The sequence below is a fragment of the Mycolicibacterium tokaiense genome (assembly GCF_010725885.1).
In the GTDB taxonomy this organism is placed as follows: Bacteria; Actinomycetota; Actinomycetes; order Mycobacteriales; family Mycobacteriaceae; genus Mycobacterium; species Mycobacterium tokaiense.
In genome coordinates this window covers 2926835-2942855 of sequence record NZ_AP022600.1, presented here as the reverse complement: position 1 = coordinate 2942855, position 16021 = coordinate 2926835, and the positions used below count along the sequence as shown (strand labels likewise).

15 protein-coding genes are annotated in these 16021 nt (G+C 69.0%); 7 read left to right on the top strand and 8 right to left on the bottom strand.

Annotation, left to right across the window (positions count from 1 at the left end):
• Positions 1-3 precede the first annotated feature (3 nt).
• Positions 4-1383: an HNH endonuclease signature motif containing protein gene (locus tag G6N58_RS14275; RefSeq protein ID WP_115278255.1), complete on the bottom strand. Its 1380-nt coding sequence runs from the start codon at positions 1381-1383 to the stop codon at positions 4-6.
• Between the two features lie 131 nt (positions 1384-1514).
• On the opposite strand from G6N58_RS14275, the gene G6N58_RS14270 reads away from it, so the two are divergent.
• Positions 1515-2339, top strand: coding sequence for an exodeoxyribonuclease III (locus G6N58_RS14270; protein ID WP_068915311.1), 825 nt, complete (start codon positions 1515-1517; stop codon positions 2337-2339).
• Here the strand turns inward: G6N58_RS14270 and G6N58_RS30815 are convergent.
• Positions 2315-3031: an LppU/SCO3897 family protein gene (locus tag G6N58_RS30815; protein WP_232067862.1), complete on the bottom strand. Its 717-nt coding sequence runs from the start codon at positions 3029-3031 to the stop codon at positions 2315-2317. The genes G6N58_RS14270 and G6N58_RS30815 overlap by 25 nt on opposite strands.
• Positions 3032-3140: 109 nt before the next feature.
• On the opposite strand from G6N58_RS30815, the gene G6N58_RS14260 reads away from it, so the two are divergent.
• Complete coding sequence (locus tag G6N58_RS14260; RefSeq protein ID WP_232067861.1) at positions 3141-4496, top strand: sensor histidine kinase; 1356 nt, start codon at positions 3141-3143, stop codon at positions 4494-4496.
• Here G6N58_RS14260 and G6N58_RS14255 read toward each other — a convergent pair.
• Positions 4493-5131: a class I SAM-dependent methyltransferase gene (locus tag G6N58_RS14255; RefSeq protein ID WP_115278257.1), complete on the bottom strand. Its 639-nt coding sequence runs from the start codon at positions 5129-5131 to the stop codon at positions 4493-4495. The genes G6N58_RS14260 and G6N58_RS14255 overlap by 4 nt on opposite strands.
• Before the next feature lie 49 nt (positions 5132-5180).
• Here G6N58_RS14255 and G6N58_RS14250 point away from each other — a divergent pair, with 49 nt between their 5' ends.
• Positions 5181-5492, top strand: a complete 312-nt coding sequence (locus G6N58_RS14250; protein ID WP_115278258.1) for a DUF222 domain-containing protein — start codon at positions 5181-5183, stop codon at positions 5490-5492.
• Between the two features lie 5 nt (positions 5493-5497).
• Here the strand turns inward: G6N58_RS14250 and G6N58_RS14245 are convergent, their stop codons facing one another.
• Positions 5498-7132, bottom strand: coding sequence for a fatty acyl-AMP ligase (locus G6N58_RS14245; protein WP_068915307.1), 1635 nt, complete (start codon positions 7130-7132; stop codon positions 5498-5500).
• A gap of 266 nt (positions 7133-7398) precedes the next feature.
• Entirely contained in the window at positions 7399-8355 is a 957-nt protein-coding gene (locus G6N58_RS14240) for a 4-(cytidine 5'-diphospho)-2-C-methyl-D-erythritol kinase (RefSeq protein WP_068915306.1), read from the bottom strand.
• 44 nt (positions 8356-8399) lie between these two features.
• Here G6N58_RS14240 and G6N58_RS14235 point away from each other — a divergent pair, with 44 nt between their 5' ends.
• The gene (locus G6N58_RS14235; protein WP_115278259.1) at positions 8400-9275 is read left to right on the top strand and encodes a serine/threonine-protein kinase; all 876 of its coding nucleotides are present in this window, start codon (positions 8400-8402) and stop codon (positions 9273-9275) included.
• Between the two features lie 7 nt (positions 9276-9282).
• Here G6N58_RS14235 and rsmA read toward each other — a convergent pair whose 3' ends face one another.
• From rsmA to G6N58_RS14220, 3 genes are all read right to left on the bottom strand, one after another.
• Positions 9283-10185 carry a 16S rRNA (adenine(1518)-N(6)/adenine(1519)-N(6))-dimethyltransferase RsmA gene (gene rsmA, locus G6N58_RS14230; RefSeq protein WP_115278260.1) on the bottom strand — a complete coding sequence of 301 codons (903 nt, stop codon included), beginning with the start codon at positions 10183-10185 and terminating at the stop codon, positions 9283-9285.
• On the bottom strand, positions 10182-11309 hold the full coding sequence (locus G6N58_RS14225) for a resuscitation-promoting factor (protein WP_115281519.1): 1128 nt from the start codon (positions 11307-11309) through the stop codon (positions 10182-10184). Before G6N58_RS14225 ends, rsmA begins: the two co-directional genes overlap by 4 nt.
• Positions 11310-11438: 129 nt before the next feature.
• Complete coding sequence (locus tag G6N58_RS14220; RefSeq protein ID WP_172544974.1) at positions 11439-12299, bottom strand: TatD family hydrolase; 861 nt, start codon at positions 12297-12299, stop codon at positions 11439-11441.
• A 20-nt stretch (positions 12300-12319) separates the two neighbouring features.
• Between G6N58_RS14220 and metG the strand changes: the two genes are divergently transcribed.
• From metG to G6N58_RS14205, 3 genes are all read left to right on the top strand, one after another.
• The gene (gene metG / locus G6N58_RS14215) at positions 12320-13864 is read left to right on the top strand and encodes a methionine--tRNA ligase (protein ID WP_115281521.1); all 1545 of its coding nucleotides are present in this window, start codon (positions 12320-12322) and stop codon (positions 13862-13864) included.
• Positions 13865-13960: 96 nt separating this feature from the next.
• Positions 13961-15121 (top strand): NAD(P)/FAD-dependent oxidoreductase, encoded by a 1161-nt coding sequence (locus G6N58_RS14210; protein ID WP_115278261.1) that lies wholly within the window; start codon positions 13961-13963, stop codon positions 15119-15121.
• Positions 15118-16002 (top strand): RNA polymerase sigma-70 factor, encoded by an 885-nt coding sequence (locus tag G6N58_RS14205; protein WP_115278262.1) that lies wholly within the window; start codon positions 15118-15120, stop codon positions 16000-16002. Before G6N58_RS14210 ends, G6N58_RS14205 begins: the two co-directional genes overlap by 4 nt.
• Positions 16003-16021 lie beyond the last annotated feature (19 nt).

The following is a 16021-nucleotide window of genomic DNA, read 5'->3' as shown; positions in this document are numbered from 1 at the left end:
TGGTTACGGGTCGTCGCCGGGGTCGATGATCCGTTCCGGGTGGTAAATGTTGTTGGTGCGGGACTGGCCGCAGTCGAGGTGTGGCGGCGGGATCCACTCGGTGACACCATCCTCGGGGCGGTTTCTTGTGGTCCAGCCGGTGGTCTCCACCATCCGATTGTTCGGCCCGCACGCCAACGTCAGGTCCTCGATGTCGGTGCGGCCGCCGTCTTTCCAGTCCTGGTTGGCGTGATGCACCTGGCAGCGGTAGGCGCTGGCGGTGCACCCGGGCATGGTGCAGCCCCGGTGCTTCGCGAGCAGCATCAACCGCTGGGCCAGGGTGGCGGTCCTCCTGGCCCGGCCCAGATGCAGCGGTAGCCCTTTGCCGTCGAACAGCGCCAGCCAGGGGCGGGAGTGGGCGGCGAACTTCAGCACATCGGCGATCGGCAGCAGCGTGCCGCCGGCAGTGAGGCCGTGGCCGGTGCCCTTCTCCAGATCGGTCAGACTCACGGTGATGACCACGTTCGCCGGTAATCCGTTGATGGTCCCCGTCGGCTGCGTGGTGAGCATGCGCTTGCACAGAGCCAGCAGCGCATCGTGATTCCGTTTGCCCGTGGTGCGGGTGTCGTTGCGTATCTGCTCTTCGGTGGGTTCACCGTCAAGGCAGGGGTTCTCATCAGCCGGGTTGCACATCCCCGGGGCGGCGTTGCGCTCCAGCAACGGCTCCAGAGTCGCCCACGCCTCCGGGGTCAACAAGCCTTCGAACGGGCGCATCCCGTCGGGGCGTTGCTTACCCACCCGGATATAGGCCAGGGCTTGACGGTCCTCATCGGAGAGCTCCCCGTCCTGGTTCAGCAGATAGAGCATGTGCGCGGCGGCGGCGCGGAACGCCTCAGGCCCCAGCTCGCAGGCATGCTGGGCCAGTTGTTCTTCGGCGTTGGCCCGGGTCTGGAAGTCCACGAAGCCGGGCAGCTCACGGAAAAACCACCGCACATGCTTGATGTGCTCGGCCCCGATCAACCCCTGCGCCTGACCGCGCGCAAACCCCGGCATCGTGGGCGCCATCGGCTCACCGGTCAGCGAGGTCCGCGGCCCCAACAACGCCGCCTCATCCAACCGGCGGCGCGCCTCCGAGCTGGAAATCCGCAACCGCTGCGACAACACTGCCGCGTAACTCTTGGCACCCAAGGCCACCGGTGAACTCTGAGACGTGATCCGCTGATACACCCGATGATCGAACACCGGCTGCGCGCGGGTGATGGCTTCACGCCGCTGCTGCACATCCAACAACTCGACATCGGAGAACGCGTCGATCGACAGCCGATTCATCCGGGCGGTCAGCTCTTCCATCTCCGCCAGGGCCGCCAGCATCGCCTCGCGATCGGCGACAGCTGACGTTCCCATGCATCGAACATATAGGCGACCACCGACAAAATCGGTGCGATGAGGCCTCAGATACCGAAGTGACACAGGAGGTTTGGCGGATCGGACACACTGCCGACGCTGGCTTCCAACGCACCCCCTAGGGTGGTCGGATGCGACTGGCCACCTGGAATGTGAACTCGATCCGCACCCGCGTGGACCGGGTGACCGACTGGCTGGAGCGCGCTGACGTGGACGTGCTGGCCATGCAGGAGACCAAGTGCACCGACGCGCAGTTCCCGTCGATGCCGTTCGCCGCACTGGGTTACGAGGTGGCCCACGTCGGGGTCAGCCAGTGGAACGGCGTGGCGATCGCCAGCCGGGTCGGGTTGGCGGACATCGAGATCGGCTTCGCCGGCCAACCCACCTGGAGCAGCAAACCCGACGTCGAGGCGGCTGCGGAAGCCCGCGCGCTCGGCGCCACCTGCGGCGGGGTGCGGGTGTGGAGCCTCTACGTTCCCAACGGCCGCTCCCTGGCCGATCCGCACTACGCGTACAAACTGGATTGGCTTGCGGCGCTGCGGGATACCGCGGCGGGCTGGCTGGGCGACGACGCCGGAGCGCCGATCGCGCTGGTGGGCGACTGGAACATCGCCCCCACCGACGAGGACGTCTGGAGCACCGAGGCCTACCTGGGCCACACACATGTGTCCGAGCCGGAGCGGGCTGCGTTCCACGCGATCAACAACGCGGGATTCACCGACGTGGTGCGTCCCTTCACCCCGGGCCCCGGGGTCTACACGTACTGGGACTACACGCAACTGGCGTTCCAGAAACGCCGCGGCATGCGCATCGACTTCATCCTGGGCTCACCGGCTCTGGCAGCCCGGGTGCGGCACGCCGAGATCGGCAAGGACGAACGTCGGGGCAAGGGCGCCAGCGATCACGCACCGGTGCTGATCGACCTCGACGATCAACCGGGCGATACCACGCAGTAGGTGCGGGCCGGCTGCGGAAAGGACGCACCCTGCGGGCCCGCGGGACACAGCGCCAGATCCTCGGCGCCGTCCAGAATCTTGTCGATCCGGGTGTTCGCGTCGGGGTCGGTGCAGTCCACCGGCCGGAACAGGTCCGCTTCAGGCAGCACGGAGAAGCACTCCCCCTCGTCGACGTTGAGCACGAAGCAGTAGGTGTGGGAGTTGTTGAACAGGACGGCGTAGCCGGAGTCCTCCCGGAACCCGTCCGGACAGGTGGCCGACGGGCCCTCGGCCTGATAGGCCAGTTCGTAGACGGCGTCCGGATCGGCGCAGTCGGTGGGCCTCGGCGACATGTCCGCCACCGCGTACTGCCGATCCGTGATGCATTCCCCCACGTGCAGCCGGTGGGCAGCGGCCGTCGGTGAGCTCAGCGACAGCCGGGCGGACCGCGTCGAATCCGGCCTCGGGCCCAGCGCGGCCAGCGCGGTGGCGGCCAGGCCCAGCACCAGCAGGCCGCTGCCCAGCAGGATCAGTACGGTGGCGATCGCATCGGGACCGGAATGCGGCACCGGCTGGGGCGACGGCGCTCCCGGGGGCGGCGGGGAAGCCCGTGACTCGTGTCGTTGCCGCCAGATACCCGAGCTCAGCAGGATCAACCCCACCACGGGTATCACCAGCATCATCGCGGTGTCGCCGACGTCAGCAGCACCCATCCGTGTCTCCCCCCGACATTGGCTGACAGTGTGCCATCACCAGTTAGCTGGCGCCGGTCATCGGCGGGCACATTGCCCAACCGGTTCCCACGTCGGGCAAGATGTCTGGGTGCCCCCCTCAGGTAAGAAGCGGCTGCTGCGGGGACTGGCCCGACTGCTGTCGCTGCGCACCATCGTGATCATCTCCGAGATCGGGGTGATCGCGACCGTGCTGATTCTCGGGGCCTGGGTGTGGATCGGGATCACCAACGAGCAGTACAGCCAGCTGGACCGGCGCCTGGACTCGGTGAGCAGCCTCGGTGACTTCTCCAACCTCCTCAGCGCACCCAGCGCCGGTGACGTCGACCAGGCCACCCCGGACGGCAACCTGGTCCGCACCGCCCGCATCGGGGGGGTCACGGTGTCGGCGCCACCATCGATCGTGCTGCCCGAACTGGGCACCGGCTACACCAACACCACCATCGACGGGGTGGAGTACCGGGTCCGGACGTTCGCCGCGGGCCCCGCATCCATCGCCCTGGGCGCACCCGTCGCCGAGACCGAGCGCCGCATCGACGCCCAGCACACGCGGGTGCTCATCATCTGCGGCAGCGTCATCGCGGGCACCTTCGTGGTGGGCTGGTTCATCTCGTTGATCATGGTCAACCCGTTCCGGTTGTTGGCCCAGCAGGCCCGGGCCATCAACGCGCAGTCCAACCCCGACGACGTGCAGGTCCGCGGGGTGCGCGAAGCCGAGGAGATCGCCGAGGCGGTGGAAGGCATGCTGGCCCGGATCGGTACCGAGCAGCAGCGCACCAAGGAGGCCCTGGAATCGGCCCGCGACTTCGCCGCGGTGGCCTCGCACGAGCTGCGCACCCCGTTGACGGCCATGCGCACCAATCTCGAGGTGCTCTCCACGCTGGACCTGGACCGCCCGCAGCGGGAGGAACTGGTCGGCGACATCATGCGCACCCAGACCCGCATCGAGGCCACGCTGACCGCGCTGGAGCGGCTGGCGCAGGGACAGCTGACCACCGCCGACGATCATGTGCCGCTGGACATCACCGAGTTGCTGGACCGTGCCGCCCACGACGCCGTGCGCAGCTATCCGGACCTCAAGGTGTCGCTGGCACCGTCACCCACGGTGCTGATGCTCGGCCTGCCCGCCGGGCTTCGCCTGGTGATCGACAACGCGATCGCCAATGCCGTCAAGCACGGTGGTGCCACCGAGGTGCAGCTGAGTGCGGTCAGCTCGGCGGCCGGCGTGGAGATCGCCGTCGACGACAACGGCTCCGGGGTGCCCGAAGCCGAGCGCGCCGAGGTGTTCGAACGCTTCGCCCGCGGGTCCACGGCGTCGCGATCGGGTTCGGGGTTGGGCCTGGCACTGGTGGCTCAGCAGGCCGAATTGCACGGCGGCACAGCAGCTCTGGAAAAGAGTGCCCTGGGCGGCGCGCGGCTGGTGCTGCGGCTGCCGATCGTGCACTAACTCTTGACGCCCACGGTGATCAGATCGGACAGCAGCTGGGTCCACAGCGGCCGCGCCACGCGGTGCTGATCGGCCACGGTCAGGCCGGCATCGGTGAACAGCGTGTGCATCTCCCGCGGTGAGGGGATGTGCGCCGGATTGCGCAGATCGGCCGAGAGCCGCTGCAGGGGCAGCCGCGGGCCGATGGTGGTCACCGCCACCAGCCCACCGGGCGCCAGCACGCGGTGGAATTCCCGTAACGCCGCCGGCTGGTCGAAGAAGTGGAACGCCGACGTGGTGACCACGGCGTCGAGGAACCCGTCGGCGAACGGCAGCTCCTCGGCAGGGCCTTTCATCCAGCGCACCCGGTCACTGCGCCGGCGGGCCTGGGCCAGCATGCCGTCGGACATGTCCACTCCGTAGACCTCGTCGGGCCGCAGCTCACGCTCGATCCGGTCGGTGAGAATGCCGGTGCCGCAAGCGATGTCGGCGATCCGTTGCGAGCCCTGGGAGCGCAGAGCGCGCACCACCTCGTCCTGGCCCGGGCGGTAGACCCAGCGCTGCAGACAGGGCTGGTTGTAGGCGGGAGCGGCGAAGCTCCAGAACCGGGTGATCGAGTCGTTCAGGCCGCGGCGCTGCGTCAGCTGTGCACTCATCCACCCGAGTGTAGGCACGGTGTCGGTGGCCGGGTCTAGCGTCACAGCCATGAGTACGAACAACGACATCCTGTCCGCACTGGACGGCATCGAAGCAGGTTTGCGCACGTTGGCCCGGCAGCCGCTGGAGCAGTTACGTCCCGTCGATCAACGCGCGCTGCTGCTGCGGGTGGAAGAGGCCGAGAAGCAGATGGCCGCCTTCGACCGCCGGCTGTTGCGCACGCTGGTCACCGGCCCGAAGCCGGTGCAGTTCGGCGACAGCTCCTGGGCCGACGTGCTGGCCCGACGGCTGCGCATCTCCGTCGGGGAAGCCCAACGGCGTATCACCGAGGCCCTGCACGACGAGCCGCGCTCGGCCTGACAGGTCTAGGTGACCAGCGCCACCGAGTTGGCGCGGCGCAGCTTGCCCGACGGTGTCTTGGGGATGGTGCCGGGTCCCAGGACCACGACATTGCGCGGCCGGACGTCCACCTCGGTCACCACCTCATGGGCCACCTGACGCTCGATGCGGTGCACTTCGTCGGGGTCCTGGTAGGCGTTGGACTCGACAGCGACGGCGAAGGTTTCCCGTGAGTGCCCGGCATCCAGGCGGACGGCCACCGCACAGCCCGGGCGCACGCCCTCGACGCGTCCGGCGGCCCGCTCGATGTCGGTCGGGTAGATGTTGCGCCCGGCCATGATGATGACGTCCTTGACGCGGCCGCACACCACGACGTGCCCGTTGTCGGTGAGATAGCCCAGGTCGCCGGTGTCGTACCAGCCGTGCTCGTCCTGCGCCGGGATGAAACCACCCATGGTGATGTAACCGGGGGTCAGCGACTCCCCGCGCAGCTCGATCACACCGACACCGCGCGGCGGCATCACGTTGCCGTGCTCATCGACGATCCGGGCTTCGAGGTCGGTCAGCAGTGGCCCGAGGGTGGCCAGGCGGCGGGTGTTGCCCTTGGTGGCGGGCACGGCCTGCCGCAGGGCCGCCAGCAGGTCGGCATCCACCTCGTCGACCACGAGGCCGGCGTTGCACTCGGAGAAAGACACCGCCAGGGTGGTCTCGGCCATGCCGTAGGCCGGCAGGATCGCCGACGGCTTCAGGCCGAACGGCTTGCCTGCGTCCAGCAGGTCCTCGACGTCGGCGGGCTCCACCGGCTCGGCGCCCGAGAGGGCGAAGCGCAGGGTGGACAGGTCGAACTGGCCAGGCTGGGCCTGCCGGCGCAGCCGTTTGGCCAGCAGCGCGTAGGCGAAGTTGGGGGCGGCCGTCATGGTGCCCTTGTACTTGTCGATCAGCTTGGCCCACAGCAGGGTGTCGCGCAGGAAGTCCATCGGCGTCACCTTGACCAGCTCGGCGCCGAAGTACATCGGAATGGTCAGGAAGCCGACCATGCCCATGTCGTGGAAGCAGGGCAGCCAGCTGACCATCACGTCGGTCTCGACTTCGTACTGCGCGCCGATGAACATGGCCTCGGCATTGGAGTAGATGTTGCGGTGCGTGATCTGCACGGCCTTCGGTGAGCCCGTCGAGCCGGAGGTCAGCTGCATCAGCGCCAGGTCGTCCTCGCCGGTCTCCACCGGATCGATGGGCTCGGCGGCCAGCAGATCGCCGACGGTGAGCACCTGGATGCCCTTCTCCTCGAGCACCGGGATGGCGACCAGGAACGGCTCGGCCACCACCACGGCCTTGGCCTCGATCATCTGGATCACCGTGAGGGTGTCCTCCGCCCACACCGCCAGATCGGTGCGCGGGGTCGGCTGGTGCAGCATGGTCAGGCTGGCGCCGCGCATCCAGACCGCCTGGGCGGTGGGCGCGATCTCGACCGGGAAGCCGGCCAGCACGCCGATGGCGTCGCCGGGCCCGATGCCGCCCGCGGCCAGACCACCGGCGATCCGGCGGGCCCGCTCGTGCACTTCGCCCCACGTGTGGCGGACGGGCTCGTGCGGCTCCCCGGTGACCATCCCTTTCGAGCTGGTCGCGGCGTTGTAGTACATCTTCTCGGTGAACCTGCTCACGAGGACCTCCTCGGCTTCCGGAGCGACTCGAACGTATGGGATGTCTGCTGCGGACCGTAGAAGGCGCGCGCGCACGATTGAGCTGCGGTTAGGTCTCGAATCGGCAGAGATCCGGCGATGGGCACGGCCCCGGCACTGCTGTCGTCAAAACGCCCGCCGAGGGTCTCGGAGGGCGTTCGAGAGGCATCGCGTGTCAGACCGGTTTCCACCACCGCGAATCATCTTAAACTCCTCTTAAGTAACCTGCCAAACGTTGCGGGTCGACGTCACTGCCCGAGCGGGCTGGGCACCACGCGCGCGCCCTGCACCGGACCGCTGGCCACCCGCACCGTGCGGCACACGCCGGCACCCGCCAACTCCGTGCCGACGTCCACCGCCGCACCCGCCGACGTGCACAGGAACGCGCAGGTCGGCCCGGATCCCGACACGATCCCCGCCAGCGCACCGGCGTCCATCCCGGCCCGCAGGGTGCGGCGCAGCCGCGGATCCAGACTGATGGCGGCAGCCTGCAGCTCGTTGCCCAGCAGCGGGGCCAGTTGCGCGGGATCACCCGTGGCCAGGGCCGCCAGCAGAGGCTCCGTGTCGCCCAGGCGCGGCGGCTCACCGTTCTCGCGCAGTCGGTCGATCTCGGCGAAGACCTTCGGTGTGGACAGTCCTTCCGCGCCGAAGGCCAGCACCCAGTGGAACGTGTTGCGCGCCAGGACAGTCGCGAGTTCCTCCCCCCGGCCCGTGCCCAGCGCGGTGCCGCCGTGCAGCGCGAACGGCACGTCGCTGCCCAGTTCGGCGGCCAGCGCGTGCAGGTCACGCCGGGGCACGCCCTGCTCCCAGAGATGGTTGACGGCAACCAGCACCGCCGCGGCGTCGGCGCTGCCGCCGGCCATCCCGCCGGCCACCGGGATGGACTTGTCGATGGTGATCGCCACGTCGGGGGTCCGGCCCACGTGCTCGGCCAGCAGCTCGGCGGCCTGCCAGGCCAGGTTGCGTTCGTCGACGGGCAGTGACTCCGCCCCTTCGCCGGTGATGTCCAGCGACATCACGTCGGCGGTGCGCACGGTGATCTCGTCGAACAGCGAGACGGCGTGGAAGACGGTGGTCAGTTCGTGGTAGCCGTCGGCACGGGTGTCACCGACGGCGAGGAACAGGTTGACCTTGCCCGGAACGCGCACGGTCACCGATCCAGTCGGTACCCACTCTGCGGCGGTGCTGCCGTCGGATGCGGACACCGCACGAGCCTAGCGGTACCGGGGCCGGCAACTAGAGTGCAGAGGTGCCGCGTCCAGGTGAGGACTTCAACGGGTACGCCGTGGCGCAGGTCCTCGGCCACGGCGGCAGCGCCACCGTGTACCTGGCCAGGCGCATCAGCGATGACCACCAGGTGGCGTTGAAGGTGCTGACGCCGGGCCGGCGCACGGAGTCCCGGCTCATCCGCATCACCCGCGAATTCGATTTCGCCCGCCGGCTCGGGCACCCCCACATCATCGAGATGTACACCCGGGGCGTCGACTGGCTGGCCATGCAGTACGTCGACGGCGGCAACGTGAGCACGCTGCACAGCCTGGACCTGCGCCTGCAGGCGCTGCGCCAGATTGCCGAGGCGCTGGACTTCGCACACCGCCGCGGCATCGTGCACTGCGACGTGAAACCGCCGAACATCTTGGTGCACAGGGACTTCGGAGCTCGTGGTGCCGTGCTCATCGACTTCGGCGTGGCCCACTCGGTGGCCGCCGACATGGCCGCACGGCTGGCCCGAGACCCCACCGGACGGCTGTCGCTGGATCCCGCCAAGCGCATCACCCACCAGCCGGCCGGGTCTGCGGCCACCGTGCAGGCGTCACTGCCCTACGCGGCACCGGAGCTGCTCACCGGACGTGCGCCCTCAGCTGCCACCGACGAATACGCCTTGGCGTGCACGGCGGTCGAACTGATCACCGGAGCCGCAGCGTTCACCGCGCCGACACCGGCGGCTCTGATCGACGCACAGCTGCGGCAGCCGCCGCCGAAGATCGCGCGGCGGGTGTCCTGGATCCCGCACGCCTTCGACTCCATCCTGGCCAAGGCACTGGCCAAGGATCCGGACGCCCGGTACGAGACCTGCGCCGAGATGATCGAACTGCTGAACCGGGTGTTGCGCCGGCGCAACTGACCGGGAGCTAGAGCTGTGGGGCGCTCTGCTGCTCAGAGTCGGACTGGGCGGCAGTGCCCGAGCGCTGCAGCAGCCGGACGAACTCCGCGACCGCCAGCGTCTCACCGCGACGGGCCGGGTCGATGCTGGCGGCCAGCAGCCGGGACGCGGACTCGTTGCCCGAACCGGCCCATTCCAGGAACGCGTTGCGCGAGGTCTTGCGCCGCTGCGCGAAGGCGATGTCGACCAGCTCGAATACCTGGTCGCGGAAGGTCTCGTCCGTCGGCCAGGGCGAGGTCTCGTAGCGGTCGATGCGCACCAGGCCGGAGTACACCCGGGGAATCGGCCAGAACACCGTGGGCGAGACCATGCCGAAGCGGCGCACGCGTCCGTAGAAGCGCACCTTCACGCTGGGAACGCCGTAGTCCTTGCCGCCGGGCTCGGCGGCCAGCCGCTCGGCCACCTCAGCCTGCACCATCACCATCACGGTGCGGATGGATGGGAACTCGGCCAGCAGGTGCAGCAGCGCCGGCACGGCGATGTTGTAGGGCAGGTTGGCCACCAGAGCCGTCGGCTCCTTCTCCAGCTCCGACTTGCGCAGCGTGAGAATGTCCTGGTTCAGCACCGTGAGGCGGTGGATCTCGCTGTGGGAGTGCTCGGCGATGGTCTGCGGCAGCCGGCCGGCGAGCACCGGGTCCACCTCGACGGCGGTCACCGTGGCGCCGCGGTCGAGCAGGCCGAGGGTCAGCGACCCGAGGCCGGGTCCGACCTCGATCACGTTGTCGTTGCGGTTGACTCCCGATGCAGAGACGATGCGACGCACCGTGTTCGCGTCATGCACGAAGTTCTGGCCGAGCGATTTGCGGGGCCGGAAATCGAGTTCCTTCGCCAGGTTTCTGATCTCGGTACGACCGAGCAGACGAATGGTCATGATGCCCCTGTCCTACTGCTGCACGTTGGCCAAGCGCCCCAACCTTGACGCGCCCGCGTTACTTCAGCAATCGCGATCTGTTCTTCACGAGTTGCTAGATCTGCACGAGAAGCATAGCGCAGGCCCCCCTGCCGCTCCCAGGTGTTTTGGTCGAATTGGACACCACCGAAATACCCATTGCCAGTGTTGATGGCCCAGTTTCCGCCGGATTCGCAGCGTGCGAGGGCGTCCCAGATGAGTCCGTTGGTCACCGGCGGCACCTCGGTTCCCGGCTTTGCACCGACCCGCAGAACCGACGCCCGCGCCGGGGTGATGACGGTGTTGGCAACGGGAAGCCGCCCGGTGACCTGACCGTTGACGGTGGCCACGGCAAAGGTCACGTCCTGGGTTCCAGGGGTGCCCCGGTCCTCGACCACCTGCCGGCTCATGTTCATCGTGGGGTCTTCGATGCGCTGCGCCTGCGGCGGCAGCGGCAGCCGTTCGGTGACCTTGTCCATCCGGATCCGGGTGACCTGGATCTGCATCCCGGCCGTCACCGGGGACGACGCATCGGGCACCACCCGGTCGCTCTGCTGCAGCGGGGCGCCCGCGGCGGCCAGCAGGGCCCCGACGTCGGGGGCTGCGAGGTTCACGGTGCGGATGACGCCGCCGTCGTCGATCTGCACGGGCTTCGCGCTGACCACCGGCAGGGCCATGCCCTCGAGCGGGAGGCGACTTCCCCGCGAGGCCGCCGCGGGTGCGGTGTCGGTCATCGCGAGTTGCGCCAGGGCCTCGTCCACCGTGGTGGCCGTGGTCCACACCTGCTTGGTGTCCTGGCCGTCGAACGAGATCTCCAGCGGCTTGCTGCGGCGCAGGACGATCGCCTCGGCGTTGCTCACCCGCTCGTCGCCGGCGGGGAACAGATCGTCGCGCTCACCCACGCTGTAGCCGTTCTCGGTCACCACGTCGATGACACGGGACTTCATGGTGGTGACGGTCATGGGCACCCCGTCAACGGTCAGCGTGACGGTTTTGTGCGCGGTCACTGCGAAGCCGCCGGCGACCGCGAGGACGACAAGCAGGGCGGCGACCAGGAAGCGCAGTATCGGCGAGCGTGTCTGATGAAGTTCGGTCAAAGCGTTCAACGTGTGAATATCCCGGTTCCACTGTCCCCGATGCGAGACCTGATGCTCCCGCATTTATCACGAGACGGTAACGAACCTCGGAGGGCGGCGCCAACTCGGCTGTGACGGTCACGGCGCCGGGCCCCTCTCCTATGAAACGTTCGAACGCAGAGCGTACACGCGCTCGGCGTTTGCTGCCGTGGTTCGGGCAAGGCCGTCGGGGGCGGTCCCGCGCAGCTCGGCCAGTGCCCGCACCGTGTACGGCAGGCAGTAGGGCTCGTTCGGCGCCCCCCGGAACGGGTGCGGGGTCAGAAACGGCGCATCGGTCTCGACGAGCAGCAGGTCATCGGGGATCAGGACCGCAGCCTCCCGCAACGCGTGGGCGTTCTTGAAGCTGACGGTTCCAGACAGGCTCAGGTACCAGCCGCGGCCCACACAGGCACGCGCCATCTCGGCGTCGGAAGAAAAGCAGTGGAAGATAACCGTGTCCGGCGCACCTTCGGCGGCGAGTACGTCCAGAACGGCGGCGTCGGCGTCGCGGTTGTGGATCATCAGCGGTGTGCCGGTCCGCTTGGCCAGGTCGATGTGCCAGGCGAACGCGTCCCGCTGCACGGCAGGTTCGGCACAGCCCTCCAGCCGGCCCGGCCAGAACAGGTCCATCCCGGTCTCCCCGATCGCCACCACCCGCGGGTCGGCGGCCAACTGCTCGAGTTCGGCGCGGGCGGCGTCGTCGAGGGCGTCTGCGCGGGTGGGATGCAACGCCACCGCGGCGTACACCCGCGGGTCCCAGTGCGCGGCCTGCACCACCCAGCGCGCCGAGTCCAGATCGTCGGCAATGGTGACCACCGCCCCCACCCCCGCGGCCTGCGCGCGGTCCAGGATCTCGGCGACGCTCGCGGCGTCGGTGGCCCCGCAGGCGTCCAGGTGGGTGTGCGCGTCGATCAGCGGCGTCAGCGGCGGCGGCAGCGGCGGGGCCTCGCGACCGCCTGAACGTTTCGAACTCACCGCCACACCATAAGGTGGAAGACCTGATGAGCGACCCTTACTACCTCACCACCGCGATCGCGTACCCCAACGGCGCACCGCACGTCGGGCACGCGTACGAGTACGTCGCGACGGACGCCATCGCGCGCTTCAAGCGGCTCGACGGATTCGACGTGCGCTACCTGACCGGCACCGACGAACACGGGCTCAAGATGGCGCAGACTGCCGCGGCCGAGGGCATCCCGACCGCGGAGCTGGCCCGGCGCAACTCCGATGTTTTCCAGCGGCTGCAGGAGGCGCTGGGGGCGTCGTTCGACCGCTTCATCCGCACCACCGACGCCGACCACATCGAGGCGTCCAAAGCCATCTGGGCCGCGATGGACGCCAACGGCGACATCTACCTCGACTCGTACGCCGGCTGGTACTCGGTGCGCGACGAGAGGTTCTTCGCCGTCGACGAGACCGAGGAACTGCCGGACGGGACCCGGATCGCCACCGAGACCGGCACCCCGGTCACCTGGACCGAGGAGCAGACCTACTTTTTCCGGCTGTCGGCCTACACCGAGAAACTGCTCCAGCACTACCGCGAGCATCCGGAATTCATCGCGCCCGAGGTGCGCCGCAACGAGATCGTCAGCTTCGTCTCCGGCGGCCTGACCGACCTGTCCATCTCGCGCACCACCTTCGACTGGGGTGTGCGGGTGCCCGACCACCCCGACCACGTCATGTACGTCTGGGTGGACGCCCTGACCAACTACCTCACCGGCGTGGGTTACCCGGACACCGACTCCGAGTCGTTCCGCCGGTTCTGGCCGGCCGATCTGCACATGATCGGCAAGGACATCATCCGGTTCCACACCGTCTACTGGCCGGCCTTCCTGATGTCGGCCGGACTTCCGCTGCCGAAGCGGGTCTTCGCGCACGGCTTCCTGTTCAACCGCGGCGAGAAGATGAGCAAGTCGGTCGGCAATGTCGTCGACCCGCTGGCCCTGGTGGACGCCTTCGGACTGGATGCCGTCCGGTTCTTCCTGCTACGGGAGGTCCCGTTCGGCCAGGACGGCAGTTACAGCGAAGACGCGATCATCTCGCGGATCAACACCGATCTGGCCAACGAACTGGGCAACCTGGCGCAGCGCTGCCTGTCGATGGTCGCGAAGAACCTCGGCGGGGTGGTGCCCGACCCGGGTGCGCTGGGTGACGACGACTCCGCGCTGCTCGCCGAGGCCGATGCTCTGCTGGACCGGTCGCGGGCCGCCTACGACCAGCAAGCCATGCACCAGTCGCTGGAGGCCATCTGGCTGACCCTGGGCGCCACCAACCGCTACTTCTCGGCGAACGAACCGTGGAAGCTGGCCAAATCCGAGAACTCGGCCGACCAACAGCGGTTGCGCACCGTGCTCTACGTGACCATGGAGGTGGTGCGGATCGCCGCGCTGCTGGTCCAGCCGGTGATGCCGACCTCGGCCGCCAAGCTCCTCGACCTGCTGGGCCAGCCGACCGAGCAGCGCGACTTCGCCGCGATCGGCACCCGACTGGCGGTCGGCACCCAGTTGCCCACCCCCAGCGGGGTGTTTCCGCGCTACCAGCCATAGTGATCCGCATCACAGACTGTCACAGCCGGTAGGCCCGCGGTGTCTCGAGGTCAGACGGCCCCACAAGGCGGCCCGTTGATCTCGAAGGAGCCCGACATGAGTGACACCCGCGCGATCGTGATCGGCGGCGGCTACGCCGGCGTGCTGGCCGCCAACCGCCTCACCCAGCGATGCGCGGTCACGCTGATCAACCCCCGCCCGACGTTCGTCGAGCGCATCCGGTTGCATCAGCTGGCCGCGGGCAACGACGACGCCGTTGAGGGCTACGACAGCCTGCTGCACCCCGATGTGGAGCTGGTCGTCGACACCGCGGTGCGCATCGACCCCGGTGCGCAGACGGTGACGCTGGGCTCGGGAACCGAACTGGGCTACGACTACCTGGTGTACGCGGTGGGCAGTACCGGTGCGGCCCCCGCCGCGGTGCCCGGCGCCGCCGAGTTCGCCTGTCCGCTGGGCGAATTCGAGCATGCGACACAACTGCGCGACCGGCTGTCCGACCTGCCGGCCGCTGCGCCGGTGGTCGTGGTCGGCGGCGGGCTCACCGGCATCGAGGCCGCCGCCGAGTTCGCCGAAGCCGGCCGCCACGTCACCCTGGTCACCGATGCGCTCGGGCCGTCGCTGTCCCCGAGCGGCCGCAGGTCGGTGGTCAAGCGGCTGCGCACCCTCGGGGTCACGCTGGTCGAGGGCGCGGCGGTGGCCCGGGTCGGGGCCCGGTCGGTCGAACTCACCGACGGCCGGCAGCTGCCCAGCGAGGCGACGGTCTGGACCGCGGGGTTCGGTGTGCCCAGTCTGGCCCGTGACAGTGGGCTGAGCACGGATCCGGTGGGGCGGTTGCTCGTCGATGAGACACTGACCAGCGTGGACCATCCCCGGATCGTCGCGGCCGGCGACGCGGCCACCCCGTCGGGTATGCCGCTGCGGATGAGTTGCCAGGCCGCCCTGCCGATGGGCGCCCAGGCCGCCAACACCGTGCTGGCCCGGCTCGCCGGCACCGACGCCGCCGAGCTGTCGCAGGTGATGACCGGTCAATGCGTCAGCCTGGGCCGCGGCGCCGGCACCATTCAGCTGTCCCACACCGATGACCGCGTGCGCAACCTCTACCTCGGCGGGCGCACCGCTGCTGTCATCAAGGAACAGGTGTGCCGGGGCACGCTGGGGTTCCTGCGCAAGGAGGCCCGCAAACCCGGGTCCTACTTCTGGATCAAGGGCGGTCGGCGCGCCCGGCGGCTCGCCGGCGCCCCGGCGGCCGCCCGGTGAGCGAGCACGCCGAGCGCTTCACCGCCCTGCGCCCGCTGCTGTTCACCATCGCCTACGAAATCCTGGGTACCGCAACGGAATCCGATGACGTGCTGCAGGAGAGTTATCTGCGCTGGGCAGAGGTGGACCTGACCCGGGTCACCGACACCAAGGCCTACCTGGCCCAGCTGGTGACCCGCCAGGCACTGAATGCACTGCGCGCGCAGTCTCGCCGGCGTGAGGATTACGTCGGCCCCTGGCTTCCCGAGCCCCTGCTCGTCGACACCACCGACGCCGCAGCCGACGTGGTGCTGGCCGAATCGGTGTCGATGGCCATGATGGTGGTGCTGGAAACCCTGACCCCCGACGAGCGCGCGGTGTTCGTGCTGCGCGAGGTGTTCGGCTTCGGCCACGACGAGATCGCCACGGCCATCGGCAGATCCAGCGCCGCGGTGCGGCAGATGGCACACCGGGCCCGCGAACACGTCCAGGCCCGGCGCAAGCGCTTCACCCCCGTCGACCCCCGCACGTCTGCCGAGCTGACCACCCGGTTCTTCGCCGCGGCCGCCACCGGCGATCTGGAAGGACTGGTGTCGATGCTGGCACCCGATGTGGTGTGGACCGCCGACAGCGACGGCAAGGTGAGCGCGGCGCGGCGGCCGGTCTCCGGCGCCGTCAATGTCGCCAAGCTCATCATGGGTCTGGTGCGCCTGGGCGGCGAGGCGGGCCGGGTGGAACCCGCCGTCTACAACAACACCCCGGCGCTGCTCACCTATCTCGGGGACGAGCTCGCCGGGGTGATCTTGGTGGAGTTCGCCGACGGCAAGGTGACCAACTTCTACGCGATGCGCAACCCGGAGAAGCTGGCCACGGTACTGACACCACGCCAGATCAGCCGCTGAAGCCTGCAGGCTGCGCCGG